Source organism: Streptomyces sp. NPDC003248 (genome assembly GCF_055563235.1).
The window spans coordinates 185,690-209,728 of the sequence record NZ_JBVHDT010000007.1 but is presented as its reverse complement, the minus strand read 5'-3'; the positions used below and the strand labels follow the sequence as shown (position 1 = coordinate 209,728).

Here is a 24,039-nt window from a genome sequence, read left to right as displayed (position 1 = left end):
TGGGACACCAGCGGGATAAACCGGGAGCAGAGTCGTATTTCGGCTCACCTCTCAGTTGTGTGCCCTGAAGGGCGCCTGACGGGCGAATGCCCAGGTCAGGCGCCCATTCTCAGCTCCTAGAAGAAGCCCAGCTTCTTCGGCGAGTACGACACCAGCAGATTCTTCGTCTGCTGGTAGTGCTCCAGCATCATCTTGTGCGTCTCCCGCCCGATCCCGGACTGCTTGTACCCGCCGAACGCCGCGTGGGCCGGGTAGGCGTGGTAACAGTTGGTCCAGACGCGGCCGGCCTGGATCGCCCGGCCCGCGCGGTACGCCGTGTTGATGTCCCGCGTCCAGACACCGGCCCCGAGGCCGTACGACGTGTCGTTGGCGATCTTGATGGCGTCGTCGAAGTCGTCGAAGGAGGCCACCGAGACGACCGGTCCGAAGATCTCCTCCTGGAAGATCCGCATGCGGTTGTCGCCCTCGAAGACGGTCGGCTGGACGTAGTACCCGCCCTTCAACTCTCCGTCGTACTCGGCCCGTTCCCCGCCGGTGAGGATCCTGGCGCCCTCCTGCCGGCCGATGTCGATGTAGGAGAGGATCTTCTTGAGCTGGTCGTCGGAGGCCTGGGCGCCGATCATCGTGTCGGTGTCGAGGGGGTGTCCGGGCTTGATCAGCTCGGTGCGGGCGACGGCCGCGGCCAGGAAGTCGGGGTAGTTGCCGCGCTGGATCAGACCTCGGGACGGGCAGGTGCACACCTCGCCCTGGTTCAGCGCGAACATCGTGAAGCCTTCGAGCGCCTTGTCGCGCAGGTCGTCGTCCTTGTCCCACACGTCGTCGAAGAAGATGTTCGGCGACTTGCCGCCCAGTTCCAGCGTGACCGGCTTCAGGTTCTCCGCGGCGTACCGCATGATCAGCCGGCCCGTGGAGGTCTCGCCGGTGAACGCCACCTTCGCCACCCGCGGACTGGACGCGAGCGGCTTGCCCGCTTCCTCGCCGAAGCCGTTGACGATGTTCACCACCCCGGGCGGCAACAGGTCCGCGATCAGGCTCATCCAGTAGTGCAACGACACCGGCGTCTGCTCGGCGGGCTTGATGACGACCGCGTTGCCCGCCGCGAGGGCCGGCGCGAGCTTCCACGCGGCCATCAGGATCGGGAAGTTCCACGGGATGATCTGCGCGACGACACCGAGCGGCTCGTGGAAGTGGTACGCCACCGTGTCGGCGTCGACCTCGCTGAGCGTCCCCTCCTGCGCGCGGACCGCGCCGGCGAAGTACCGGAAGTGGTCGATGGCCAAGGGGATGTCCGCCGCCAGCGTCTCACGGACCGGCTTGCCGTTCTCCCAGCTCTCCGCGACGGCCAGGGGCTCCAGATGTGCCTCCATGCGGTCGGCGATCTTGAGCAGGATGTCGGAGCGCTCGGTGGTCGACGTCCTGCCCCAGCCCGGCGCGGCCGCGTGCGCCGCGTCCAGCGCCCGCTCCACGTCCTCGGCCGAACCGCGGGCCACCTCCGTGAACGCCAGCCCGTTCACCGGGGACGGGTTCTCGAAGTACCGGCCCCGGACCGGCGGCACGTACTCGCCGCCGATGAAGTGGTCGTAGCGGTCCTGGTAGGAGACGATCGCGCCCTCGGTACCGGGCGCCGCGTAACGGGTCATGGTGCCTGCCTCCCTGAGCAGTGCTGCCCGCCCTTGGACAGCTCTCCGCCGGAGGCTAGGGAAGCGGACGTTGCGAGGACGTTGCGTCGACGGCTGGACCGGGGCAGCAGTTCACGGGGGCCCGGATATCAGATCCGCGGAGTGCCGGTGTACCGGTCATCACCATCGACTACGGCGTCGACGACGGGGAGAAGTCGTTCCTCGCCCGTGCCCGCACCGCCGTCACCCACGTCACGCCGATCAATCCCGACACACTCGCCCAGCGTTGGGCGGCCACCGGTGGCGGATGCCGGTGCCCGCGTGGACGCGGGGCCCTGTGATCACGGAGATCGGTGAGCTGTCGGGCGGGGCGGGGCGAACTGACGTCGGCAGGCAACTGTGCGGTCAGCGCGGGGGGTGGATGCCGGGCCGTCGGCCCGGACGTCCCGGTGGTAGTGCCAGCTCCGACTCCAGAGCCGCCAGGCGGGCCCGGACCGCCGCCGTCGGACGGGTCGCCGCCAGTGCCCGCCACACGTCGACGTCGTCCTCGCCCCACGGCGCGTGCGCCCAGTCCGCCAGCAGGTCCGGGTCGGCGCGCGCGATCAGCGCGGCACGCACGGCGTCGGCCGTACGGTGCCTGAGCCGCACCACCGCCGGTGCCCGCGACGCCGGCAGCAGGGGCCCGGCGTACGCCGACGCCGCCGCCGTGACCGCGCCCGACGCCAGCCGGCGTTCGACGGCGGAGACGTCCGACTCGACGGGAACGGTGAGCCGGTAGGGACGCGAGGCCAGCAGTCCCGGCCCCAGCACCCCGCGCAGCCGGGCGAGTTCGGCGCGCAGCGTCACCGGCGTCACCGACTCGTTCTCGTACAGCGCGCACGACAACTCGTCGCCGGTCAGGCCCTCCGGGTGCCGGGCCAGCAGAACCAGGATCTCGCTGTGCCGCCGGCTGAACCGGAGCCGACGGCCGCCCATGGTCAGACCTGCCTCGTCCCGCCCCAGCACGGCCAGCACGGGCGGAGCGGTGTCCGCCGGCTCGGGGGCCAGCAGCGCGAGATGGGACTCGGCCGCCCGGGCCACCGCCTGGACGAAGCCCAGACTGTGCGGGTGGGCGAGCCGGTCCCCGCCGGTGATGTCCACCGCACCCAGCACCCGCCCGGTCCGCGGATCGTGCACGGGGGCCGCCGCGCACGTCCACGGCTGCACCCGCCGGATGAAGTGCTCGGCAGCGAACACCTGCACCGGCCGGTCCACGGCGACCGCCGTGCCCGGCGCGTTCGTCCCGACCGCGCTCTCCGCCCACCGCGCACCGGGCACGAAGTTCATCCGCCCCGCCCTCCGCCGCGTCGCCGGATGACCCTCCACCCACAGGAGCCTGCCGTACGCGTCGCACACCGCGACGAGATGCTCCCCGTCGGCGGCGAACGGACCCAGGAGTTCCCGGAACAGCGGCATCACCCGCGCCAGTGGGTGCTCGGCCCGGTAGACGCCCAGATCGCCGTCCGTCAGCTCGACACTCGCGGTGCCGTCGGGCCCGACGCCCGCCCGCGCCGAGCGCCGCCACGAGTCGGCCACCACGGCCCGCACCGGCCGCGCCACCGTGCCGGCGGCGGTGAACGTCTCGTGCGCCCGCCGCAGAACCCTTACGCGCTCGGCAGGGTCGGCCCCCGGCTCCAGGGCCACCCAGGGATCGGTCAACTCGGCCTCCCGGAAGGCGATGCGACTGGGGACATCGTCACTCCGGGTGCGCTCGCCGACAACCGTTCGGACCGGGGTCGCGCCGAAGGCGGGACGACGCGTCCGCCCGCCGCGTCGCTACGGCCGGACGGAGGCGACGAGTCTGAGGTAACGTCCCCAGTCCCAGTGGCGACCCGGATCCGTGTGGTCCGTCCCGGGCACTTCGTGGTGGCCGATGATGTGGGTGCGGTCCTTCGGGATGCCGTAGCGGTCGCAGACGGACGACGTCAGCCGGGCGGACCGCTCGTACAACGCGTCGGTGAAGTAGGACGGCTCGTCCACCCAGCCCTCGTGCTCGATGCCGATGCTGCGCGTGTTGAACTCCCAGTTGCCCGCGTGCCAGGCGATGTCGGTCTCACGCACGCACTGCGCCACCTTGCCGTCGGCGGAACGGACGACGTAGTGCGCGGACACCCTCTTCTTCGGGTTCTGGAAGACCGCGAGGGTCTTGGCGTAGGTGGTCTGTGTGACGTGGATCACGACGCGGTCGACGGTGTGGGCGGCGGGGCGGTCCGACGCGGTGTAGTTGGAAGGGGTCGCGGGCTGCCACTGGGCCGAGGCGTAGTCGACGGCCGCGTCCTGGGCGTCGGCCCGGGCGTCCGGCAGCAGGGCGTAGGGGACGGCCGCGAGGACGGCGCCCTTCAGGATCCGTCGCCTGCCGGGCAGGAGGCTTGCTCGTTCCACGGGGTGATGCCTTTCTGGGGAGCGGGGCAGTGGGGCAGCGGTGCAGTGGGGGAGCAGGGGAACAGGGGATAGGGGGGGGCGGTCGGGGGGGCGATGCCGGCCGGTCACGGGGCCTCAGCCGCGAGGGGGTGCCGCGGACTCCGTCAGCGGAGCCGCCGTGTCCCGCCGCCGCGCTGTGCTCCGTGGTCCGTCTGACGCTTAGCCGGCCAGTGCACGCGGAGCCCGGCCACGCATGGGTCGGTGGTGTCGCACATGGTGTGCCAACGAGAACTCGGCCGTCGGGGTTGCGTACCTCTGTTCACGTACGGGCTATGGAAGGTGGCACGGATGTGATCGGTGCCCGGCGACGCTTCCGGCGCGCGGCATGGCCACGAGTCGGGGCCGGCTGCGGCAAGCCGCCGAACGCCGGGACGGTCGCGGCCGGTTCGGACCGCGTGGTCATGCTCCGTGAGGCGGTCGTGACGCTGAAGTCGGTCATGCTGCACGGCTCCCTTCAGGGGACACGGCTGTCGGAGGCGGGGACGAGGCCGCGGGCGTGGACGGTTGCGCGGAGGGGGCTGGTGTGAGGGGGGAGGCCGGGCTGCGCCCGCGTGATCACGTTACGGCGGCCGGCCGGGATGCGGGGGGCCACCGCCGGGTTCCGTGGACGAGTCCGGAACTGTGGACAACTCGCTCACTCGAACGGGGAGTTCCGGTCACTGTGGCCGCGCGGGTGCCTGCGGCCGCCGCGGTCGCGGAGTCTCCGCGCCGCCCCGCCGGCGCACACCGCGGTGGCCGTCCGAGCCGCGGGAACCGCTGACGCCACGCCCGTTCACCGGCCGGGGCGCCGGGAAACCGCAGGGCTCAGGCTCGCCCCGCCACCGCCGCCGGATCGTCCAGCACGGTCCGCACCACGGAGTGCGCCGCCCCGAGCAGCGGACCTTCGGGGCCCAGTCGCGACACGGACACCGGACAGGGCGGGCCCGCCGTGCGGCGCGCGAGTTCGGCCTCCAGGGACGGCAGCAGCCAGGGCGCGAGGCCGGACAGAGCACCGCCGAGCACGACGCTCTCGGGGTCCAGGAGATTGAGCGCCCCGGTCAGGGCGATACCGAGGGCCGTTCCCGCCTCGCGCAGGGCCCGTCGTACGTCCTCGTCGCCGTCGGCCGCGCGGCCGGCCAGCAGGCCGACCCGGCCCTCGCCCGGCGCGAGGCCGGCCGCGCGCAGGACCGCCTCCTCACCGGCGTACTGCTCCAGGCAGCCGCGTCCGCCGCACACGCATCGGGGCCCGTCGGGCCGGACCGGGACGTGGCCGAGCTCGCCGGCGAAGCCGCGGGTGCCGCGCAGCAGACTGCCGTCCACGACGAGTGCCGCGCCGATGCCGATCTCGGCCGACACGTGCAGGAAGTCGCGTGGGGTACCGGACCCCAGCCAGAGTTCGGCCAGCCCGCCGAAGTTGGCCTCGTTGTCCACGGCAAGCGGGAACTCCCCGGGCAGCAGCGCGCCGAGGTCGACGTCCTGCCAGCCCAGGTTGGGGGCGCGGACGACGGTGCGGGCGTCGCGCGCCACCAGACCGGGAACGGCGACGGCGAGGCCGGCCGGCCACAGCCCCTCGGCCTCCGCCTCCGCGGCGACCTCACGCACCAGCCGGGCCAGCTCCTCGACGACCGGCCCCGGCGGGCGGCCCCGGTTCGTGCCCTGCCGTTCGGCGCGCACCCGCACGTCACCGCGCAGGTCCACGGCGCAGACCGCGAGGTGGTCGACGCCGACCTCGGCGCCTATCCCCGCCGGGCCGCGACCGCTGACGGCGAGCGCCGACCCCGGCCGGCCCACCCGGCCGGGCCGCTCGGGGCCCAGCTCCTCCAGCAGACCGGAGCGTATGAGTTCGTCGACGAGGGTCGACACCGCCGCCCGGGTCAGACCGATGCGCGAGGCGACCGCCGCCCGCGAGAGCGGCCCCTCGGCGCTGACGGCGTGCATCACCCGGGCCAGGTTGCGGCGGCGCATGCCCTGCTGGGTGTCGGGCAGCGCACGCCCCGGCCCGGCCGGGCGCCCCTCGTGCAGCGGTGCGGTCATGCCGTCGGTCGACTCTCAGTGGGTGTCCGTGGCCCGCTCCAGCAGCGGGGCCGCGTCGGAGAGTACCCCGGCGATCCTGGCCAGCGTCGCCTCGTCCCGCTCCACGGCGTCCAGCACCGGGCCCCGCGTCGTGTTCCAGCGCCGGGCGACGGACGCCGGGTCCTCGCCGGTCAGCAGTCCGGCCGCCTGCGCCGCCGCACCCAGCGCGACGAGCTCCTTGGCCTCGGGGATCTGCACCGGCCGTCCCGACAGCCGCCGTACGGTCTGCTGCCAGGCCGTGCCGCGGGCGCCGCCGCCGATCAGCAGCAGGGGGGCGGAGCGGTCCGCGTCCTCGTCGAGGACGAGGTCGAGCGCGCCGAGCAGGGAGTGGACCGCGCCGTCGTAGGCGGCCTGGAGGAGCTGCCCGGCGGTGGTGTCGTGACGCAGGCCGTGCAGGAGGCCGGAGGCGTTCGGCAGGTTCGGGGTGCGCTCGCCGTCCAGGTAGGGGAGGAGTGTGAGTTCCGCGGCGGGCTCCACGGCCTCCCGGTCCAGGCCCAGCAGGGCCGCGACACGGTCGACGGCGAGCGTGCAGTTCAGCGTGCAGGCCAGGGGGAGCCAGTCGCCGTGGGCGTCGGCGAAGCCGGCCACGGTGCCGGTCGGGTCGGCGGGGCGCCGCTTCGCCACCGCGTACACCGTGCCCGAGGTCCCGAGGCTCAGCACCGGTGTCCCGGGGCGCAGGCCGAGGCCCAGCGCGGCCGCGGCGTTGTCACCGGTGCCCGGGGCCACCAGGGTGCCCTTGGAGAACGGCAGGCCGTGGCTGTCGCGCACCGTGCCCGCCACCTCACCGGGGCGCACCACGCGCGGCAGCAGCGCCGGGTCGAGGCCCACGTGGGCGAGGATCTCCTCGTCGTACGCCTCGGTCCCGGACGCCCACCAGCCGGTGCCGGAGGCGTCACCGCGGTCGGTCGTGCCCTCACCCGTGAGACGCTCGGTGAGGTAGTCGTGGGGGAGGCGGACGGCCTTCGTGGCGCGCAGGGCCTCCGGCTCGTTCTCGGCGAGCCAGGCCCACTTCGTCACCGTGAACGAGGCGGCGGGGACCGACCCGGTGCGCTCCGCCCAGAACGTCGCGCCGCCCAGCTCCTCGGTCAGCCGACGGGCCTGCGGGGCCGAACGCACGTCGTTCCACAGCAGCGCCGGACGCACCGGCTCGCCCCGCCCGTCCAGCGTCACCAGACCGTGCTGCTGTCCGCCGATCGACACCGCGGCGGCCTCGTGCGCCGCGTCACCGCACTGGCGCAGCGCCTCGCACAGCGCGTCCCACCACTGGCGCGGGTCGCTCTCCCGGCCGGCGCCGGAGGACACCGTGTGCGGCGCCTGACCGCTCGCGACGACCTGCCCGGTGGCCGCGTCGACGACCAGCGCCTTGGTGGACTGGGTGGATGTGTCCACGCCGACGACGAGCGGACCCTCGGCTGCTGACATCGGGCTCTCCTCAAGTTTTTCCGCGGCTCTGCGGGATCTGTCTTCCCAGAGATGCGTCCGCATACTAATTTGTAAACGGCCATGACGAAATAGTCGGCAAGACAGTCTTCAAGCAAGGAGCCGTGGCATGAGCTACCAGCCCACCCCCGACGACAGGTTCACGTTCGGTCTGTGGACCGTCGGCTGGCAGGGACGGGACCCGTTCGGCGACGCCACGCGGCGCGCCCTGGACCCGGTCGAGACGGTGCAGCGCCTGGCCGAGCTGGGCGCCTACGGCGTGACCTTCCACGACGACGACCTGATCCCCTTCGGCTCGTCCGACAGCGAGCGCGAGGAGCACATCAAGCGCTTCCGCCAGGCGCTGGACACCACCGGCATGACCGTGCCGATGGCCACCACCAACCTCTTCACCCACCCCGTCTTCAAGGACGGCGCGTTCACCGCCAACGACCGCGACGTGCGCCGCTACGCCCTGCGCAAGACGATCCGCAACATCGACCTCGCCGCCGAGCTCGGCGCCAAGACCTACGTCGCCTGGGGTGGCCGTGAGGGTGCGGAGTCCGGTGCCGCCAAGGACGTGCGCGTCGCCCTCGACCGCATGAAGGAGGCCTTCGACCTCCTCGGCGAGTACGTCACCTCCCAGGGCTACGACCTGCGCTTCGCCATCGAGCCCAAGCCGAACGAGCCGCGCGGCGACATCCTGCTGCCCACCGTCGGCCACGCCCTCGCGTTCATCGAGCGCCTGGAGCGCCCGGAGCTCTACGGCGTCAACCCCGAGGTCGGCCACGAGCAGATGGCGGGCCTGAACTTCCCGCACGGCATCGCCCAGGCGCTGTGGGCGGGCAAGCTCTTCCACATCGACCTCAACGGCCAGTCCGGCATCAAGTACGACCAGGACCTGCGCTTCGGCGCCGGCGACCTGCGCTCCGCCTTCTGGCTGGTCGACCTGCTGGAGAGCGCCGGCTACACCGGCCCGCGCCACTTCGACTTCAAGCCGCCGCGCACCGAGGACCTGGACGGGGTGTGGGCGTCGGCCGCGGGCTGCATGCGCAACTACCTGATCCTGAAGGAGCGCGCGGCCGCCTTCCGCAACGACCCCGAGGTCCAGCAGGCCCTGCGCGACGCCCGTCTGGACCAGCTCGCCCAGGCCACCGCCGCCGACGGCCTGGAGGCCCTGCTGGCCGACCGCTCCGCGTTCGAGGAGTTCGACGTCGAGGCTGCCGCCGCCCGTGGCATGGCCTTCGAGCACCTGGACCAGCTCGCCATGGACCACCTCCTCGGCGCCCGGGGCTGACCGCACGCGCGCGCGGGTGTAGGGGCCCGGGCCCGTCTCCGACCGCACCCACGCGGGCTCGGAGGCGGTCTCCGGCGCTCACACGGGCGTATGCCGCCGCCGGGGCTCGTGCGCGCGGGGGCTCGCACCCGCGCGGTGCCGTGCCGCACACGCGCGCGTGCCGTCGGCCTCTGCTCCGTCCCGGCGTCGGAACCTGATGCGTCCCAACGCCGGACGCTGTTGCGTCCCGGCGCCGGACCCTGCTTCGACGGCGGCCGCGTACCGTCGTGGCGGCGGTCCCTTCATCGGATACGCCGGAATCGTCCGCTCCGGGGCATGAAGGTGTATCAAGTCCCGTAAGGGGGTCGCGCCCTGGGCGGTCGCGGGCGACGCTGGACACCATGGCCATGCCGCCCGTACCGCCCCAGCCGCCCGGACCGCCGGGTGACACGCCGCCTCCGGGCGGCTTCGGACCGCCTCCCTCGGGCTCCGGCCCCGAGCACGGCACGGGAGGGGCCGGTTGGCCGCCCCCTCCGCCCCCTCCACCCTCGTCGCCGCCGGGCCCGCCCGGCGGCTCCGGGAGGCGCGGAAAACCCCTTTTCGTGGTGCTCGCCCTCCTGGCGGCCGCCATTGCCGTGGCCGCCGTGGTGCTGATGGCCTCGGGAGGCGACGACTCGCCGGACGAGGACCCGCCGGCGGGCACCAGCTCTTCGCCCGCGCCGTCCCTCAGCCTCCCGACCGAGCTGCCCAGCGGGTTCCCCAGCGACCTGCCCACCCGGCTGCCCAGCGGACTGCCGACCGAGTTGCCGACCGCATTGCCCACCGAGCTGCCGACCGCACTGCCCAGCGAAGTGCCCAGTGACCTCGAGTCGCTCCTGCCGTCCCTGGACGAACTGCTGCCTTGACTTGCTCTCGGGCTGAAGCCTGAGGATTCTGGTCTTCTCGATCGTTGCTGTGCCGCTACGCGGCACGGGGTTCGGTCGGGAATCCGTGGCTTCCTGTTTCTTCGCGCTGTGCCGGGATCGCTCCTGGTCTTACCGGCGCTCCGCAGGCCGATACCGCCAGTCCGGCGGCCGTCTTCACGTTGATCGCGGCATTGGTGTCCCGGTCGTGGACGGTGCCGCAGGCAGTACAGATCCATTCCCGGATGTTCAGGGGTTTGGGTCCGTCCTTGACACCGCAGGCGGAGCAGGTCTGGGAGGTCGGCTCGAACCGGCCGATCTTGACCAGGGTGCGGTCGTACCGTTCCGCTTTGTACTCGAGCATGCTGATGAACGAGGACCATCCGGCGTCGTGCACGGACTTGGCCAGTTTCGTGCGGGCCAGTCCCGCCACCGACAGGTCCTCCACAGCGATCCCTTGGTTGTCGGAAATCAGCTTCGTGGAGAGCTGGTGATGGAACTCGCGGCGAGCGTCAGCAACTGTGGCGTGGGCGCGGGCGACCTTGAGGCGGGCCCTGGCCGAGTTCTTTGATCCGTTCTGCTTGCGGGACAGCTCCCGCTGGGCCTTCTTCAGCTTCTTCTCCGCGCGCCGCAAAAAGCGCGGGGAGTCGATCTTCGTGCCGTCGGAGAGGACCGCGAAGTGGGTAAGGCCGAGGTCGATACCGATCGTGCGGTCGGTCTGCGGCATCCGGGTCACGTCGGCGGCGGGGTCGGTGTCGATGACGAAGGAGGCGAAGTACCGCCCGGCCGCGTCCTTGACGACGGTGACCGAGGTGGGCAGGGTTCGGGACCATTTCACCTTTACCGCGCCGATCTTCGGCAGGCTCAGGCGGCCACTGTCGGTGATGTTCCAGCGGGCGTTGGCGGTGAACCGGATCGACTGCCGGGTGTCCTTGCGGGACTTGAACCGTGGTGATCCCGCCTTCGGTCCCTTGCGCGTGCCCTTGAGGGAGGCGAAGAAGTTGCGGTACGCGCTCTCGGCGTCCCGCAGGGACTGCTGGAGCACCACCGAGGAGACCTCGCCGAGCCAGGACCGCTCGGCTGTCCGCTTCGCCTCGGTGATCAGCTTCCGGGACAGCTGACCGGCCGTCGGGAACGGCTGCTCGGCCTTTCGGGCGTCTTCACGGGCGCGGACCGCGTCGTTGAACACGACACGGGCGCACCCGAACGCCTTCGCCAACGCGCTCTGCTGACCGGTGTCCGGGTACAGGCGGAAGCTGTACCTGAGCTGCATGACCGTCACCCTAGATACTTGGGTTATGGGTGAGATGCAGGAGATCAGAACTGGTCGCCACTGTGTTTTCGTGATGCATGTTCACTTGGTCTTCGTGACCAAGTTCCGGCCCGAGGTGTTCGCCGACGCCCACTTGAGGCGGATGGAGGAGATCATGCGGTCGGCTGTACGGACTTCGAGTGCGACCTGGTGGAGTTCAACGGCGAGGGCAACCACGTCCACCTGCTGGTGCACTTCCCGCCCAAGGTCGCCGTGAGCAAGCTGGTCAACTCCCTCAAGGGCGTCTCCTCCCGCCGCCTCCGTCAGGAGTTCCCCGACCTGGTGCGCCACTACTGGCGGGCCGACATGCTCTGGTCCGGGTCCTATGTCACCGGAACCGTCGGCGGTGCCCCGCTCTCCGTGGTCAGGCAGTATATCGAACAGCAGAACCAGCCCATGTGAGCACCGCCCGGCTCCGCCGGAAGAGGCACTCGCGACGCTCCACGCCGCAGGCGACGAACCGCGGTGTCCGGCGCCGCCGGACCTGAGTCTGCGCCGCTCCGCGTCGCCACTGTCAGATTCGCTTCACCACCGGTCTGAAGGCCGATGCACTGCGAATGAATTCCGGTAGCGGGGCCGCAGGGCCGTCGCGCGACACACGGGCGCAAGGTGTCCTCGTGAGGGGCCCCGCAACTGGTTCGGCCCCTCTCGCGCAAGCGGAGGGGATCCTCACGCGCGTGTCCGCCGCACGACGCGTCCCCGCAGCCGTGGACCGGCCGGCCTACGTCACAGCCCCCGCGGCAGCCGCACGTAGGTCACCGTCGTCTCGACGCCGCTGTCGACCAGCCGGCCCTGTGCGTCGAACGCCTCGGTGCCGTCCGTCATCCCGAAGTCGTTGTCGTTGATCAGGGCGAGCGTGTCGCGGTCCACGCGCGCGACGCCCTCGATCTTCCCGGGCACCCCGGCGACCGTGCCCAGGTCGACGACGAGCCGCTTGGACAGGACCGGCACACCCGACGCGGCCGGATCGTCGAGCTGCTCGAGCGAGGGCGACGTCGCCTCGTCGTCCCAGCGGCCGCCGAGGATGTTCGCCCGGCGGTCCAGCCGTACCAGGTGCAGGCGCGCCGCCTTGTCCGTCCGCTCCTCGACCAGCAGCCGGTCGCCACCCACCGCGACCACGGACGAGATCTTGAGCTCGGAGGTGTCGTCCTCGCTCGGGTCGACCACGTCCACCGGATCGAAGCGGTACGCGTACTCGGCGGTGACCGCCTTCTTCCCGGGCGAGAACCGCAGCAGACGCACGGTGCGCGAGGCCTCTCCCGCGTCCTGGTCCGGCAGCGACAGCGGGCTCTGCACCGCCAGCACGAGGTCACCGCCCGGCAGCTGTGCCAGCCCTTCGAAGCCGCGGTTGATCTTCCGGTTCAGCAGGACCGCGGGCAGCGCCTCCACGACCGGGTAGTCGGCGCCCTCGAGACCCAGCCCCTCGGGCACGTAGCGCGTCAGGACCTCCCCGCGCGCGGAGACGTGCACCAGCGACGGCCCGTACTCGTCGACGAGCCAGAAACTCCCGTCCGAGGCCCGCACGATGCCCTCGGTGTCCAGCCCGTTCGGGTCGTACGACAGCGGGGTGCTCGCGTCGTAGGAGTAGGGCGCCTCGTCCCGCCCCGCCTGGTTCGACAGGCCGGTGACGGGCTTCCCGGACGACGTGGTCAGGGGGATAGCCCCCAGGACCTTCACCGTGCTGCCCGTGACCCGGATCCGGACGATCGCCGGGTCGAAGCCGGGCACGGGGAACGTACGGCGCTTGGTTCCGTCCACCTTGATCTGACCGTTGGGGCCCCGGTCCGTGACCGTCCAGAACTCGCCCGCGCGGTCCGCCGGGTAGATGTCGCTGCCGATGCCGCCGAGGTCCACCCCGCGGTCGTCGGCCACCGTGCCCGGGAGCAGAGAGTTGCTGAACGCCCCGAGCGGGATGTCGCCGAGAGTCGCGGTCCGGGTGACGTACGCCTCTCCCGGCGGTGTGTGCGCGGCGGCCGGTCCGGCCGTGGCCAGCGCGGCCAGTACCGCGAGCGGTACGCCCGCCGCGACGGATCGGTGGACGCGGCGCCGGCCGGGGGCGTGCGGGGACATCGGGCCTCCTGAGGGGCGGGTTCGGTGACAGCCGCCAGGCTTGGGCCATCCGCGGAACGCCGCACGACGCGCTGGTGAACACCGGGCGTCGGCCGTCCGTCGGCCCGGGCGCCGGCACATCCAGGCCGGACGCGCGCCCTGCGCGGCCGAGTGGTCCGATGGTGGGGGAGCAGGCCCTCTCAGGGGCGTCTAAGGGGTGCATGTCAGGGACGTCTCAGGGACGCCGGTGGAACCGTGCACCGCACGGACCCGTTTTCAGAGCAGAGAGCGGCAGTGGCCGCGAAGGAGGCGACGCACATGTCGAGAAACGCGAAGATCGCCGCAGGGGGTGTGGCGGTAGGGCTCCTACTGCTGATCTGGCTGCCCTGGTGGGCGGTTCTGCTGATCGTGCTGGGTGTTCCGGCGGCGGCCTACCTGGCGCTGGATCCCTCACAACGGCGCAGGCTGCGCCGCGTCACACGCAAGGAGCTCGGTCGCTGAGAGGGCGGGGGCCGGGCCGCGGCCCCCGCCCTCAGCGGCGCTCGGTCCCGTAGGCGCGATGAGGCAGCCACCACGCGAGTGCGGTACGGCTGCCGCGGCACGGCTCCGCGCGGCGGCTCAGCTGGGCCGGACCGCCATCTTGTCGAGTGCCTCCAGCAGGCCCGGCAGCTCGGGTCCCCGGCCGACGGGAAGCACCTCGCCGGGCTCGTCGTCGAGCAGCACGAACGCGATGTCGTCGGTCCGGGCCACCAGCGACCAGCCGGGGCCGTCGGCCCGCAGCGTGCGCGCGTCCCCCGGGGCGAACGACGAGCGCACACGGCCCAGCGGGGGCGGTGACTCCACATAGGCACGCGCCTCCGCGAGGACGCGCCGGACGCCGCTGTGCCCCCTCGGACCGCCCTTGCCGTCTTCACCGCCCCCGCCCGCACCTGCCCCCACGCCCTCGCCCGTGCTCGCCCCGCCGCCCCCGCCCGCGCTCGCGCCCGGTGTCTCCTCCCCGGAGGCCTCCCGGCGAGCCGTGAACGCTGCGTCGTCGATCTGCTCGCGCCACAGCGTCCACTGGAGCGCTATCTCGTCCGCTCCCAGCCGCCGCTGTGCGGGACCCCAGGTACTCGTGTCCGGTGGGGACAGCGTGGGACCGTCCTCGCCCTCGGGGGCGGGGTCGTGCGGGGCGGGTACGCCGGGAGCCGCGACGGCCACCTCCAGGGGCCAGCCCGGCAGGGCGGCGACCACCGTGCGCTCGTCGGGCGAGAGGTCGTACTCCATGCCGCAGTCCCACGACGCGACGGCCACGGCCACCAGCGACACGTCGTCGATGACGACCGTCCACCGCGCGCCCGCGCCGTCCTGGCCCAGCACCAGACCGTAACCGTCGGCGAACGGTGCCAGGCCGAGCACCGCGCAGGCCTCCGGGTAGTCGTCGCCCAGCACACTCGGGAACTGCGCCGGCGTCAGCAGCACCGCCGTGAGCACGTAGAGCGCGTCGTCCGCGGCGGCGACGGCGTCCTCGTCCGTCCCGGCCATCTCAGCCTCCCCACAGGTTTCGTCAACGGCGCGCACCCTAGTGGGGTGGCAACGCGGTTGTCACGACTCCCCGACACACCTGGAGCTTGCCGTTCTCCGGCCGGACAAGGCCGAACAGCCCCGGTTCGCCGCCCCGGCGCTCAGGCGGCCGGCAGCCCGAGCAGCGCGCGGGCGACCGCCCGCGGCGACTCGTCGCGCTCCCGCGCGAGCGCGATGACCGCACGGCAGGCCAGCTCGTTGACCCCGAAGGAGAGCGCCTCCGGCGACACCCAGCCCGCCGCTTCCTCGATGCCGTCCTGGTCGTCCTCCGCGCAGGCCGAGACGTACGCCGCGGCCGCCTCGAAGAGGTTGTGCCGCCTGCCGCCCTTGGATCCCCGCCCGTCGGCGTCCTTGCCGCCGCCGAGGATCCGGCCCCCGCCGGCGGACCGCTCCCCACGTGTGCGCGCCGGTGCGCGCACCGCGCCGAGAACTCTCTCCCACGTCCTGCGCACCTCGTCGACCATGCCGACCACCACCTTCCCCCTGGGTGATTCCCCCTGCCGGGCACTCATCCCCCGCTGACGACCGTAGAGTTGGAATTCCGATGACAGAAGGGGGACGGCGCGGTGAAGCGCTTCGAGCGGCTCGCACGCATACGGACGATGGACCCCTACGAGCAGGCCTCCGAGATCTACCGGCTCACCGCGGCGTACGAATTCCCCTGGGACTTCACGCGAGCCCTGGAACTGGCTCTCTACCGCACCTACGCCGTGCCGAGCATCGGCCGGCTGCTGGCGCGCACGGCGGAACTCACGGACCGCACCCAGAAACGCTACGACGACACCTCGCTGCTCCTCGACGCCGTCGTGGAGCACGGCTTCGACAGCGAACAGGGCCGTACGGCCGTCCGCCGCATCAACCAGATGCACCGCAGCTACGACATCGGCAACGACGACATGAGGTACGTGCTCTGCACGTTCGTCGTGATGCCCAAGCGCTGGATCGACTCCTACGGCTGGCGCAGGCTCTCCCGCCACGAGACCATCGCCTCCACCGTGCACTATCGCACCCTCGGCGAGCGCATGGGCATCAAGGACATCCCCGAGACGTACGAGGAGTTCGAAGCCTGCCTCGACGCCTACGAGGCGGCCCACTTCGCCTGGGACGAGGGCGCTCGGCGCGTCTCGGACGCCACGCTCGGCCTGATGGCCTCCTGGTACCCGCGGCCGCTCGCCCCCGTGCTGCGCACCGCGACCCTCGCCCTGCTCGACGAACCGCTCCTGAAGGCCTTCCGCTACCCGCCTCCGGCCCCCGCCGTCCGCTCCCTGGTCCGCCGGGCGGTACGCGCGCGTGGACGCGCCGTCCGGCTGCTGCCACCGCGCCGGGCACCGCACTTCGCACGGCAGAACTGGGAGATCAAGAGCTACCCGGACGGCTACCGGCTTCAGGAGCTGGGCACCCGCCCGGTGCCCGGCGCGGGCGGCTGCCCCGTACGGCATGTCGACGGTCCGGCCTCGCGGTGAGCCGGGTCCCCGCGCCGCTTCCGCCCGCTTTCACGGCGAGCCCGGCGGTGAGCCCACGGGCGCCCGAGCCCTGCGACCGGTGGTCGCACACGACCTTCACACCTCCCGGACGGCCAGGGCCAGGAAGCGGGTGTCCTCGTCGACGTACGAGGTCAGGCGCCATCCGGAGCCGGCCAGCAAGGGACGGAGATGCGGCTCCGCACGAAGGTCGTCCGGGGTGATCCGCCGGCCCTGGCGTGCCGCGAGTGCCGCCCTGCCGATCGGATGGAACAGCGCGAGGGTGCCGCCCGGGCGCACGACACGGGCCAGCTCCCGGAGGTTCTCCGCCGGGCGGGGCAGGTGGGAGACGAGCCCCGCCGCGAACACGGCGTCGAAGGCCGCCGAGCCCAGGGGCAGGGCGGCCACGTCGGCGAGCACCAGCCGCCCGTCGCGGTCCCGTCCCGCCCGTACGGCCGCCTCCAGCATGGCCGGGGTCAGATCGACCCCGACGACCTCACCCGCATCTCCCACGGCCGCACGCAGGGGCGTCAGGGCGCGTCCGGTGCCGCAGCCCGCGTCGAGCACGCGATCACCCGGCCGCAGACCGAGTGCGGCGACAGCGGCCGCGTAGGCGGGACCGTCGTCGGGGAAACGGCTGTCCCAGGCCGCCGCGCGCGCGGTGAAGAACTCCTGGACGTGTGTGTGGTCGTCGCTCATGTGCCGCATGATCCCTCACCGGCACGGAGGACGTCGCGGTGCACACGTTCGAGCGCGAGCCGATCGGTCCGGCGCAATTCCCCGTCATTTTGCGGCACCTTTCGAAATGCGCCCCCTTTGTGCCCCTGTGCCCCCACTAGCGTCCCGGAGCCATGGGACACCTGGACCACGCGGCCTTCGGCTGGCTGACCCCCGTGCTGTCGTACGCGATGGCCTGCATCGGAGCCGCCCTCGGGCTGCGCTGCACCGTCCGCGCGCTGGGCTCCAGCGGACGCTCCCGCCGCAACTGGCTCGTCACGGCGGCCTCCGCGATCGGCACCGGCATCTGGACCATGCACTTCGTGGCCATGCTCGGCTTCGGCGTCGGCGGCACCGACATCCGCTACGACGTCCCCCTGACCGTGCTCAGCCTCCTCGTCGCCATGCTCGTCGTCTGCGCCGGAGTCTTCGCCGTCGGCTACGGCCGCGACCGCACGCGCGCGTTGCTGCTCGGCGGTCTCACCACCGGACTCGGCGTGGCGAGCATGCACTACCTGGGCATGGCGGCGGTCCGGCTGCACGGCGACGTGACCTACGACCCGGTCCTGGTCGCGGTCTCCGTCGTGATCGCCGTCGTCGCGGCGACCGCGGCCCTCTGGGCGGCGCTCAACATCGAGTCGCCGGTCGCGGTCACCCTCGCCTCGCTCGTCATGGGCGCGGCGGTCAGCAGCATGCACTACACCGGGATGCTCGCGGTGGACGTACGCGTCACACCCTCCGGTGAAGCCCTGCCCGGGGCCACGGCGATGCAGTTCGTCTTCCCCCTCGCCGTCGGCCTCGGCTCCTACCTCTTCCTGACCTCGGCCTTCGTCGCGCTGTCGCCCACCACGGGAGAGCGCGCGGCGTCCGCCTCCGCGCAGCAGCCGGCGGAGCACGCCGCGAGCCGCCGACCGGCCCGCACCCTGTGACGGGCCCGGACGGCACGCCCCCGAACCACTCCCGAACGAGGAGGCCATGCGCACACCCCGGAGGACCCCCACGGACGGCGCCGGAACGCCGCCCCCCGTGCGCGGACGACGTGCCCACGCCGGACCACCCGCCGACGAGGGACCGTACGAAGAGCCGGGCACGCCGGCCGGCACCTCACCCGCGCGCGCGGGCCGCCGGCGGATACGGCCGCGCACCGTGCGTGCCAGGATCGTCTGCCTGCTGATGGTGCCCGTCGTCTCCCTGCTGGCCCTGTGGGCGTACGCCACCGTCAGCACCGCACAGGACGTCTCCCGACTGCGCCAGGCGCACCGCGTGGACACCGAGGTCCGATCTCCGGTCGCGACCGCGGTGACCGCGCTGCAGACCGAACGTGCGGCCGCCGTACGCCATGCCACCGATCCGGCCGCCGGACACCGGGACGACCTGCGGGAGCTCGGCGAACGCACCGACCGCGCGGTGGCCGCACTGCGGCTCGACGACGACAGCACCGTCGCCGACGCCCAGGACCTGCCCGGCGAGGTCGCCCGGCGCCTGGAGGCGTTCGTCTCCGAAGCCGAGGAGCTGCGCTCGCTGCGGCCCGCGGTGCTCGACGGCACGGCGGACTGGGCGCAGACGTACGACGGGTACACGCGGACGGTCGCGGCCGCCTTCGCCGTCGGCGGGTCGCTCTCCGGCATCCAGGACGCCGAACTCGGCTCCGACGCGCGCGTGCTGCTCGAGTTCGCCCGCGCGGGCGAGGCCCTGGCGCAGGAGGACGTCGTGCTCGGCAGCGCCCGCCTGGCCGGACGCCTGGACGGGCCGCGCCTGCGGCTGTTCACCGGCGCGGTCGCCTCCCGCCGCGTCCTCACCGAGTCGGCCGCGGCAGACCTCGGCGGGTCCGAACGCATCGCCTGGCGAGAGCTGGCCGCGGGCAACGCCTACGCCGCCGTGAACGCCGTCGAAGAGAAGGTGCTCGCCCACGGACCCGGGGCCAAGGCCCTCGCGGCAGCGCCGGAGACGACCTGGAGCACGGCCCACGCGCGCGTGCAGGACGGCATGCGGACCGTCGAGACGGCCGCGGCACACCGAACCGCCGACCGCGCCGACCCCTTCACCCGGGGACTGCTCACCCCGGCCGGAGCGGCACTGCTGCTCGGACTCGTGGCCGTCGCCACCTCGCTCGTCATCTCCGTGCGCATCGGCCGCGGACTCGTCGTGGACTTGGTGGGCCTGCGCAACGGCGCCCTGGGGATCGCCCGCCGCAAACTGCCCGAGGCCATGCGCAGGCTGCGGGCCGGCGAGGAGATCGACATCGAGGCCGAGGCACCGCCCGGGCCGTCCGCCGAGGACGAGACCGGCCAGGTCGCCGAGGCCCTGGGCACCGTGCACCGCGCCGCCCTGCGGGCCGCCGCGGAACGCGCCGAGCTCGCCAGTGGCATCTCCGGAGTGTTCGTGAACCTCGCCCGCCGCAGCCAGATCCTCGTCCACCGCCAGCTCAGCCTCTTGGACAGCATGGAACGCCGCTCGGACGACCCGAACGAACTGGGCGACCTCTTCCGGCTCGACCACCTCACCACGCGCATGCGGCGCCACGCGGAGAGCCTGATCATCCTCTCCGGAGCCGCCCCCGGCCGGGCCTGGCGCATGCCCGTCCCGCTGATCGACGTGGTCCGCGCCGCCGTCTCCGAGGTGGAGGACTACGCGCGCGTGGAGGTCCGGCAGTTCCCGGAGGCCGCCGTCATCGGCTCGGCCGTGGCCGACCTCACCCACCTGCTGGCCGAACTGGTGGAGAACGCCGCCCAGTTCTCGCCCCCGCACACGCGCGTGCGGGTCACCGGCGAGCCCGTCGGCAACGGCTACGCCGTCGAGGTCGAGGACCGGGGTCTCGGCATGGGCAAGGAGAGCCTCGCCCGTGCCAACCTGCGCATCGCGCAGTCCGAGGCGCTCGACCTGTTCGACAGCGACCGGCTCGGCCTGTTCGTGGTCAGCAGACTCGCCGCACGCCACGGCGTCAAGGTCCACCTGCGCACCTCGCCCTACGGCGGCACCACGGCGGTCGTCCTGCTGCCCACCGCCCTGCTGCACGGCGCTACGCCGGAACGATCCGCCGACGAGCCGGCGGAGGCACCACGGCCGGCCGAACGCGGGTACGCGCGCGTGCCCGCAGACGGCCGGAACCAGGACGCCGTACCCGCCACGGCCGACCGGCCGGCGCTGGTCGCTCCCGTCCGGGCCGCGGCCGAACCGGCGGCGGCCGACACTCCTCCCCCCGGAGTCACCGCCTTGCGCCTGCACCGACCACCGGACGACTTCGACGCGTCGGACGACCTGCCGCGCCGGATACGGCAGGCACACCTGGCCCCCCCACTGCGACACGCTCGCCCCCCGGAGCCGGTCCCGGTGTCCGGCCCGCGCGGCGACGACGGGCGCACGCCGGAACTCGTACGGGACCGGATGGCCGCGTACCGGGAGGGCTGGGCGCGCGGGGGCGGACGGCAACCCGGCCGAGGCGCCACCCCTGATCCCGCACCGGGCGGCGACAGCAGCGAAGGAGGCCCCGCATGATCCAGGACCCGAGCACGAGAGCGGCCCGGGCGTCCGGCGAACTCGACTGGTTGCTGGACGACTTGGTGACCCGCGTGAGCGAGGTCCGGCACGCCGTGGTGCTGTCCGCCGACGGCCTCGCCGTCGGCGCCTCCACCGCCCTGGGCCGGGAGGACGCCGAGCACCTCGCCGCCGTCGCCTCCGGCTTCCACAGCCTCGCCAAGGGCGCGGGCCGGCACTTCGGCGCCGGCGGTGTCCGGCAGACCATGGTGGAGATGGACGACGGCTTCCTGTTCGTCGCCGCTGCGGGCGAGGGCTCCTGCCTCGCCGTCCTCACCGCCGTGAGCGCCGACATCGGTCTGGTCGCGTACGAGATGGCACGGCTGGTCAAACGCGTCGGCGAGCACCTCCACGCGCCGCCGCGCCGCTCCGCACGACCGCCCGCCGCAGGATGAGGCGAGAGGCGACCCGCGCGATGACCGAGGACGTGACCGACGCCCCCTGCCGGCCGGGCAGCCAGTGGTACGACACGGACGCCGGACCGCTCGTCCGCCCGTACGCCGTGACGGGCGGACGCACCAGACCCGGCCCCACCGGAGTCCGGTTCGACCTGATCGCCCTGGTCGCCCTGGACCCGGGCGCCCCGGGGGCCGACGGCGCCGGGCTCGGCCCGGAACACCGCGCCCTCGTCGCCCTGTGCCGTGCGGAGACCCAGTCCGTGGCGGAACTCGCGGCGGGCTGCGAACTGCCCGTGGGCGTCGTGCGGGTGCTCCTCGGTGACCTGCTCGAACGGGGCTGCGTCACCGTGAACCGCCCGGTGCCCCCCGCGCAACTGCCCGACGAACGCATCCTGCGCGAGGTCATCGACGGGCTGCGGGCCCTCTAGACGAGCGTTGGATCCCCCGCACCCCCGCACCCCCGTCGACCGGTTTCCCGAACTCCCGAGAGAAGTGATCCATGGTCTCCGAACAGGTGGACGCCCCAGGTGGCGACGCGTCCTTGCTGGCGTTGAAGATCCTCGTCGCCGGCGGTTTCGGCGTGGGCAAGACCACCCTGGTGGGGGCGGTCAGCGAGATCAAGCCGCTGCGCACCGAGGAACTGCTCAGCGAGGTGGGCCGGACGGTGGACGACACCGACGGTGTGGACCGGAAGGTCACGACGACCGTCGCCATGGACTTCGGCCGGATCACCATCCGCTCCGGCCTCTCCCTGTACCTCTTCGGCACCCCGGGCCAGGACCGCTTCTGGTTCCTGTGGGACGAGCTGTCCCAGGGCGCCCTGGGTGCCGTCGTCCTCGCCGACACCCGCCGCCTGGCGGACTGCTTCCCCGCGGTCGACTACTTCGAGCACCGGCACATCCCGTTCGTGGTGGCCGTCAACTGCTTCCCGGAAGCGCGGACCTACAGCGCGCCCGAGGTCGCACGCGCCCTCGACCTCGACCAGGGCACCCCCGTCGTCCTGTGCGACGCCCGCGACCGCGCCTCGGGCAAGGAGGTACTGATCCGGCTCGTCGAGTACGCCGGGCGGGTGCACACCGCCCGGCTGCTCGACTCCGTGAGCTGAGCCGTCACCACCGTCGGGTCAGGCCGCGACCGCCTTCTCGGCGCGCACCTTGTCGATCCCGACGCGAACCAGCAGTTCCCCCGGAACACCGTTGCGGGCGCCGAACTCCTCGGCACGTTCCTCGCCCATGTACCGCGCCGCGATCCGGGTCGCCCAGCCGCGGACCTCGTCCAGGTCGTCCGAGACGTCGGCCACGCCCTGCACCACCACGTAGTCGAACGGCGGCCGGTCGTCGTCGACACACAGGGCGACCCGGCCGTCCCGGGCGAGGTTGCGTCCCTTCACGGTGTTCGCGCCTGTGGTGAAGACCACCTCGTCCCCGTCGAGCAGGAACCAGACCGGCGTCACGTGCGGACGTCCGTCCGCACGCACCGTCGACAGTTTCGCGGTGCGCGTGCCGTGCGAGACGAACGCCCGCCATTCCTCATCGGTCATCTTCTGTGCCATGCCCTCATCCTCCTTGCCCGCCGGCCGGTGGTGGGGAAGGCTGGCGGACGGAGCCACCCGACGGGCGGAGCCACCCGACGGGCGGGGACAGCACACGGGGAATCCTCACACGGGGAGAGGGAACATGGCGCAGAAGCAGACGCTGGGGTGGCTGCTGGACGACCTGACCGAACGGGTCGACCACGTACGGCACGCGCTCGTCCTGTCCAACGACGGGCTTGTGGCGGGCGCCAGCACGGGGCTGCGCCGGGAGGACGCGGAACACCTCGCCGCCGTCTCGTCCGGCCTCCACAGCCTCGCCAAGGGATCCGGACGCCACTTCGGCGCGGGTCAGGTCCGCCAGACGATGGTCGAATTCGATGACGCGGTGCTGTTCGTCACCGCGGCCGGTGCCGGCAGCTGCCTGTGCGTGTTCAGCGGGGTGGATGCCGACATGGGCCAGATCGCCTACGAGATGGCGCTGCTCGTCAACCGGGTCGGCGAGCACCTCGCGGTGGACGCCCGCCACCCCGAGCGCACTCCACCGACAGACCTCTGACCTGCTCTTCTCTCCCGTTCCATGGAGTTGTCCACAGGCTTGCCACGGGATCCGCGAATCCGGCTACGGTTTTTCCGAGGCCATCGCGGACGGCGCGGGGCCCACCACTCCACGGGGGAGACCGGCCATGTCAGGCGACACCACCACCCGACCCCACGCCCCCTTCACCGCCTTCGGCCGAGCGGCGAGGGAACTGGGCATGAAACGAAGCGAGTTCGAACTCGCCGTGGACCTCGGCCGGATCAGGACCGTGCCCGACGAAGGGGGAGGGGGACGCCGGGTCCCCCGCACCGAGCTCGACCGGCTACGCGCCGCGCCCGGCTTCCCCGAGGCACTCCGCAGGAGCGTCGAGGCCGTCGGCACCGCCGAGGGGGCGGCCGTCATGGAAGTGGCGCCCACCCGGTTCACACGCCTGGCGCGCCTGGGTCTCGTGGTACCTGTGAGGTTCTATCTGAACCGCTACCGGGCCGTCGTCTGGCTGTATCTAGCCGAGGAGCTACGACAGTTCGCCGCCGATGAGGACAACGCCCCGCTGCTCACCGGCCGGACGCCCCGAGCCCTGCGGCAGCAGGTGGCGGAGGGTCTCGACCTGCGCCCCCGCAACTGGCGGGGCCGCCGTCTCGGCTTCCTGCTGCGGCAGGCCGACGGTCCCTGGCAGCGAGCGGCAGCCGTGGCCTCTCTCCTCGATGCCGCCCACATCGCCGAGATCGTCGAGGACCCCTACGACCGCTCCCATCTGAACCGGTTCCGCCCGGGGCCGCCGGCCCACGGAGCGCCCGGCTCCCCGGCGGCTCGTCTCATCGAGAAGATCGTGACGGCGGACGCCCCCGACGAGATCGACTGGCTCCGGTCCGACCTGCTGCAAGCCCTGGACGAGGCCCGTGCCCATCAGCCCGCGCCACGGCCCTCGCCGAAACCGCAACCGCTACCGGAACCGAAGCCGCAGGCACACGCGGCGGGGCGTATCCCGGTCCCTCCACGACCGACGGCGGACCCGCGGCCGGTCCTGGACGCGCACCCGGTCCTGGACGCGCACCCGGTGCTGGGCGCGCACCCGACGCTGGACGCGCGCCCGACGGCGGACCCGCGGCAGTCGGAGCGGCACCGGCCCCGCCGGCTCATGAGCGGTCTGCTGGGCCGGCTCCGCCGCAGAAGCACCTGACGCACCTGTCTCCGGCGGGCACACCG

At 72.9% G+C, this 24,039-nt stretch carries 22 protein-coding genes and 1 pseudogene; 12 read left to right on the top strand and 11 right to left on the bottom strand.

Going from position 1 to position 24,039, the window contains the following annotated elements; all coding sequences use genetic code 11:
- Positions 1-116: 116 nt before the first annotated feature.
- From exaC to xylB, 5 genes are all read right to left on the bottom strand, one after another.
- Entirely contained in the window at positions 117-1,640 is a 1,524-nt protein-coding gene (exaC, locus tag ACZ3KJ_RS18940; protein ID WP_467528284.1) for an acetaldehyde dehydrogenase ExaC, read from the bottom strand.
- A 384-nt stretch (positions 1,641-2,024) separates the two neighbouring features.
- The gene (locus tag ACZ3KJ_RS18935) at positions 2,025-3,317 is read right to left on the bottom strand and encodes a GAF domain-containing protein (RefSeq protein WP_467528283.1); all 1,293 of its coding nucleotides are present in this window, start codon (positions 3,315-3,317) and stop codon (positions 2,025-2,027) included.
- Between the two features lie 117 nt (positions 3,318-3,434).
- A complete protein-coding gene (locus ACZ3KJ_RS18930; protein WP_467528281.1) occupies positions 3,435-4,040 on the bottom strand; it encodes an N-acetylmuramoyl-L-alanine amidase in 606 nt (201 codons plus the stop codon).
- A gap of 843 nt (positions 4,041-4,883) precedes the next feature.
- Positions 4,884-6,092, bottom strand: a complete 1,209-nt coding sequence (locus ACZ3KJ_RS18925) for an ROK family protein (RefSeq protein ID WP_467528279.1) — start codon at positions 6,090-6,092, stop codon at positions 4,884-4,886.
- Between the two features lie 15 nt (positions 6,093-6,107).
- Entirely contained in the window at positions 6,108-7,553 is a 1,446-nt protein-coding gene (xylB, locus tag ACZ3KJ_RS18920) for a xylulokinase (protein ID WP_467528277.1), read from the bottom strand.
- A gap of 127 nt (positions 7,554-7,680) precedes the next feature.
- On the opposite strand from xylB, the gene xylA reads away from it, so the two are divergent.
- Positions 7,681-8,847, top strand: coding sequence for a xylose isomerase (gene xylA / locus ACZ3KJ_RS18915; RefSeq protein ID WP_401698019.1), 1,167 nt, complete (start codon positions 7,681-7,683; stop codon positions 8,845-8,847).
- Positions 8,848-9,428: 581 nt separating this feature from the next.
- Positions 9,429-9,731 (top strand): hypothetical protein, encoded by a 303-nt coding sequence (locus tag ACZ3KJ_RS18910; RefSeq protein WP_467528275.1) that lies wholly within the window; start codon positions 9,429-9,431, stop codon positions 9,729-9,731.
- Between the two features lie 55 nt (positions 9,732-9,786).
- Here the strand turns inward: ACZ3KJ_RS18910 and ACZ3KJ_RS18905 are convergent, their stop codons facing one another.
- Positions 9,787-11,001: an RNA-guided endonuclease InsQ/TnpB family protein gene (locus tag ACZ3KJ_RS18905; protein ID WP_467528273.1), complete on the bottom strand. Its 1,215-nt coding sequence runs from the start codon at positions 10,999-11,001 to the stop codon at positions 9,787-9,789.
- A gap of 25 nt (positions 11,002-11,026) precedes the next feature.
- Between ACZ3KJ_RS18905 and tnpA the strand changes: the two are divergent.
- Positions 11,027-11,442: pseudogene (gene tnpA, locus ACZ3KJ_RS18900) on the top strand (IS200/IS605 family transposase).
- 324 nt (positions 11,443-11,766) lie between these two features.
- On the opposite strand, the gene ACZ3KJ_RS18895 reads toward tnpA, so the two are convergent.
- Positions 11,767-13,110, bottom strand: coding sequence for an esterase-like activity of phytase family protein (locus tag ACZ3KJ_RS18895; protein WP_467528272.1), 1,344 nt, complete (start codon positions 13,108-13,110; stop codon positions 11,767-11,769).
- A gap of 297 nt (positions 13,111-13,407) precedes the next feature.
- Between ACZ3KJ_RS18895 and ACZ3KJ_RS18890 the strand changes: the two genes are divergently transcribed.
- Positions 13,408-13,590, top strand: coding sequence for a hypothetical protein (locus ACZ3KJ_RS18890; protein WP_467528608.1), 183 nt, complete (start codon positions 13,408-13,410; stop codon positions 13,588-13,590).
- A 117-nt stretch (positions 13,591-13,707) separates the two neighbouring features.
- Here the strand turns inward: ACZ3KJ_RS18890 and ACZ3KJ_RS18885 are convergent, their stop codons facing one another.
- The gene (locus ACZ3KJ_RS18885; RefSeq protein WP_467528270.1) at positions 13,708-14,613 is read right to left on the bottom strand and encodes a hypothetical protein; all 906 of its coding nucleotides are present in this window, start codon (positions 14,611-14,613) and stop codon (positions 13,708-13,710) included.
- Positions 14,614-14,753: 140 nt separating this feature from the next.
- Positions 14,754-15,116, bottom strand: coding sequence for a hypothetical protein (locus ACZ3KJ_RS18880; RefSeq protein WP_467528268.1), 363 nt, complete (start codon positions 15,114-15,116; stop codon positions 14,754-14,756).
- 102 nt (positions 15,117-15,218) lie between these two features.
- On the opposite strand from ACZ3KJ_RS18880, the gene ACZ3KJ_RS18875 reads away from it, so the two are divergent.
- A complete protein-coding gene (locus ACZ3KJ_RS18875; protein ID WP_467528266.1) occupies positions 15,219-16,115 on the top strand; it encodes an oxygenase MpaB family protein in 897 nt (298 codons plus the stop codon).
- 96 nt (positions 16,116-16,211) lie between these two features.
- On the opposite strand, the gene ACZ3KJ_RS18870 is transcribed toward ACZ3KJ_RS18875, so the two are convergent.
- Entirely contained in the window at positions 16,212-16,811 is a 600-nt protein-coding gene (locus ACZ3KJ_RS18870) for a class I SAM-dependent methyltransferase (protein ID WP_467528265.1), read from the bottom strand.
- 152 nt (positions 16,812-16,963) lie between these two features.
- On the opposite strand from ACZ3KJ_RS18870, the gene ACZ3KJ_RS18865 reads away from it, so the two are divergent.
- The 5 genes from ACZ3KJ_RS18865 (at position 16,964) to ACZ3KJ_RS18845 (ending at position 21,866) form a co-directional block, all read left to right on the top strand.
- Positions 16,964-17,758, top strand: coding sequence for an MHYT domain-containing protein (locus ACZ3KJ_RS18865; RefSeq protein WP_467528264.1), 795 nt, complete (start codon positions 16,964-16,966; stop codon positions 17,756-17,758).
- Between the two features lie 46 nt (positions 17,759-17,804).
- Positions 17,805-20,324 (top strand): sensor histidine kinase, encoded by a 2,520-nt coding sequence (locus tag ACZ3KJ_RS18860; protein WP_467528262.1) that lies wholly within the window; start codon positions 17,805-17,807, stop codon positions 20,322-20,324.
- Positions 20,321-20,758: a roadblock/LC7 domain-containing protein gene (locus ACZ3KJ_RS18855; RefSeq protein WP_467528261.1), complete on the top strand. Its 438-nt coding sequence runs from the start codon at positions 20,321-20,323 to the stop codon at positions 20,756-20,758. The genes ACZ3KJ_RS18860 and ACZ3KJ_RS18855 overlap by 4 nt, the downstream gene beginning before the upstream one ends.
- 20 nt (positions 20,759-20,778) lie before the next feature.
- Positions 20,779-21,189, top strand: a complete 411-nt coding sequence (locus ACZ3KJ_RS18850; RefSeq protein ID WP_467528259.1) for a DUF742 domain-containing protein — start codon at positions 20,779-20,781, stop codon at positions 21,187-21,189.
- Positions 21,190-21,260: 71 nt separating this feature from the next.
- Positions 21,261-21,866 carry a GTP-binding protein gene (locus tag ACZ3KJ_RS18845; RefSeq protein WP_467528258.1) on the top strand — a complete coding sequence of 202 codons (606 nt, stop codon included), beginning with the start codon at positions 21,261-21,263 and terminating at the stop codon, positions 21,864-21,866.
- An 18-nt stretch (positions 21,867-21,884) separates the two neighbouring features.
- Here ACZ3KJ_RS18845 and ACZ3KJ_RS18840 read toward each other — a convergent pair whose 3' ends face one another.
- A complete protein-coding gene (locus tag ACZ3KJ_RS18840; protein ID WP_467528256.1) occupies positions 21,885-22,313 on the bottom strand; it encodes a PPOX class F420-dependent oxidoreductase in 429 nt (142 codons plus the stop codon).
- A gap of 124 nt (positions 22,314-22,437) precedes the next feature.
- Here ACZ3KJ_RS18840 and ACZ3KJ_RS18835 point away from each other — a divergent pair, with 124 nt between their 5' ends.
- Both ACZ3KJ_RS18835 and ACZ3KJ_RS18830 read left to right on the top strand, forming a co-directional pair.
- Positions 22,438-22,851: a roadblock/LC7 domain-containing protein gene (locus ACZ3KJ_RS18835; protein WP_389516631.1), complete on the top strand. Its 414-nt coding sequence runs from the start codon at positions 22,438-22,440 to the stop codon at positions 22,849-22,851.
- 127 nt (positions 22,852-22,978) lie between these two features.
- Positions 22,979-24,013 (top strand): DUF6397 family protein, encoded by a 1,035-nt coding sequence (locus ACZ3KJ_RS18830; protein ID WP_467528254.1) that lies wholly within the window; start codon positions 22,979-22,981, stop codon positions 24,011-24,013.
- Positions 24,014-24,039 lie beyond the last annotated feature (26 nt).

Coding starts and splice junctions, on each gene's coding strand:
- exaC (WP_467528284.1), bottom strand. CDS start 1,640: ATGACCCGTTACGCGGCGCCCGGTACCGAGGGCGCGATCGTCTCCTAC.
- ACZ3KJ_RS18925 (WP_467528279.1), bottom strand. CDS start 6,092: ATGACCGCACCGCTGCACGAGGGGCGCCCGGCCGGGCCGGGGCGTGCG.
- xylB (WP_467528277.1), bottom strand. CDS start 7,553: ATGTCAGCAGCCGAGGGTCCGCTCGTCGTCGGCGTGGACACATCCACC.
- xylA (WP_401698019.1), top strand. CDS start 7,681: ATGAGCTACCAGCCCACCCCCGACGACAGGTTCACGTTCGGTCTGTGG.
- ACZ3KJ_RS18905 (WP_467528273.1), bottom strand. CDS start 11,001: ATGCAGCTCAGGTACAGCTTCCGCCTGTACCCGGACACCGGTCAGCAG.
- ACZ3KJ_RS18895 (WP_467528272.1), bottom strand. CDS start 13,110: ATGTCCCCGCACGCCCCCGGCCGGCGCCGCGTCCACCGATCCGTCGCG.
- ACZ3KJ_RS18890 (WP_467528608.1), top strand. CDS start 13,408: ATGTCGAGAAACGCGAAGATCGCCGCAGGGGGTGTGGCGGTAGGGCTC.
- ACZ3KJ_RS18885 (WP_467528270.1), bottom strand. CDS start 14,613: ATGGCCGGGACGGACGAGGACGCCGTCGCCGCCGCGGACGACGCGCTC.
- ACZ3KJ_RS18880 (WP_467528268.1), bottom strand. CDS start 15,116: ATGGTCGACGAGGTGCGCAGGACGTGGGAGAGAGTTCTCGGCGCGGTG.
- ACZ3KJ_RS18870 (WP_467528265.1), bottom strand. CDS start 16,811: ATGAGCGACGACCACACACACGTCCAGGAGTTCTTCACCGCGCGCGCG.
- ACZ3KJ_RS18865 (WP_467528264.1), top strand. CDS start 16,964: ATGGGACACCTGGACCACGCGGCCTTCGGCTGGCTGACCCCCGTGCTG.
- ACZ3KJ_RS18860 (WP_467528262.1), top strand. CDS start 17,805: ATGCGCACACCCCGGAGGACCCCCACGGACGGCGCCGGAACGCCGCCC.
- ACZ3KJ_RS18855 (WP_467528261.1), top strand. CDS start 20,321: ATGATCCAGGACCCGAGCACGAGAGCGGCCCGGGCGTCCGGCGAACTC.
- ACZ3KJ_RS18850 (WP_467528259.1), top strand. CDS start 20,779: ATGACCGAGGACGTGACCGACGCCCCCTGCCGGCCGGGCAGCCAGTGG.
- ACZ3KJ_RS18845 (WP_467528258.1), top strand. CDS start 21,261: ATGGTCTCCGAACAGGTGGACGCCCCAGGTGGCGACGCGTCCTTGCTG.
- ACZ3KJ_RS18840 (WP_467528256.1), bottom strand. CDS start 22,313: ATGGCACAGAAGATGACCGATGAGGAATGGCGGGCGTTCGTCTCGCAC.
- ACZ3KJ_RS18835 (WP_389516631.1), top strand. CDS start 22,438: ATGGCGCAGAAGCAGACGCTGGGGTGGCTGCTGGACGACCTGACCGAA.
- ACZ3KJ_RS18830 (WP_467528254.1), top strand. CDS start 22,979: ATGTCAGGCGACACCACCACCCGACCCCACGCCCCCTTCACCGCCTTC.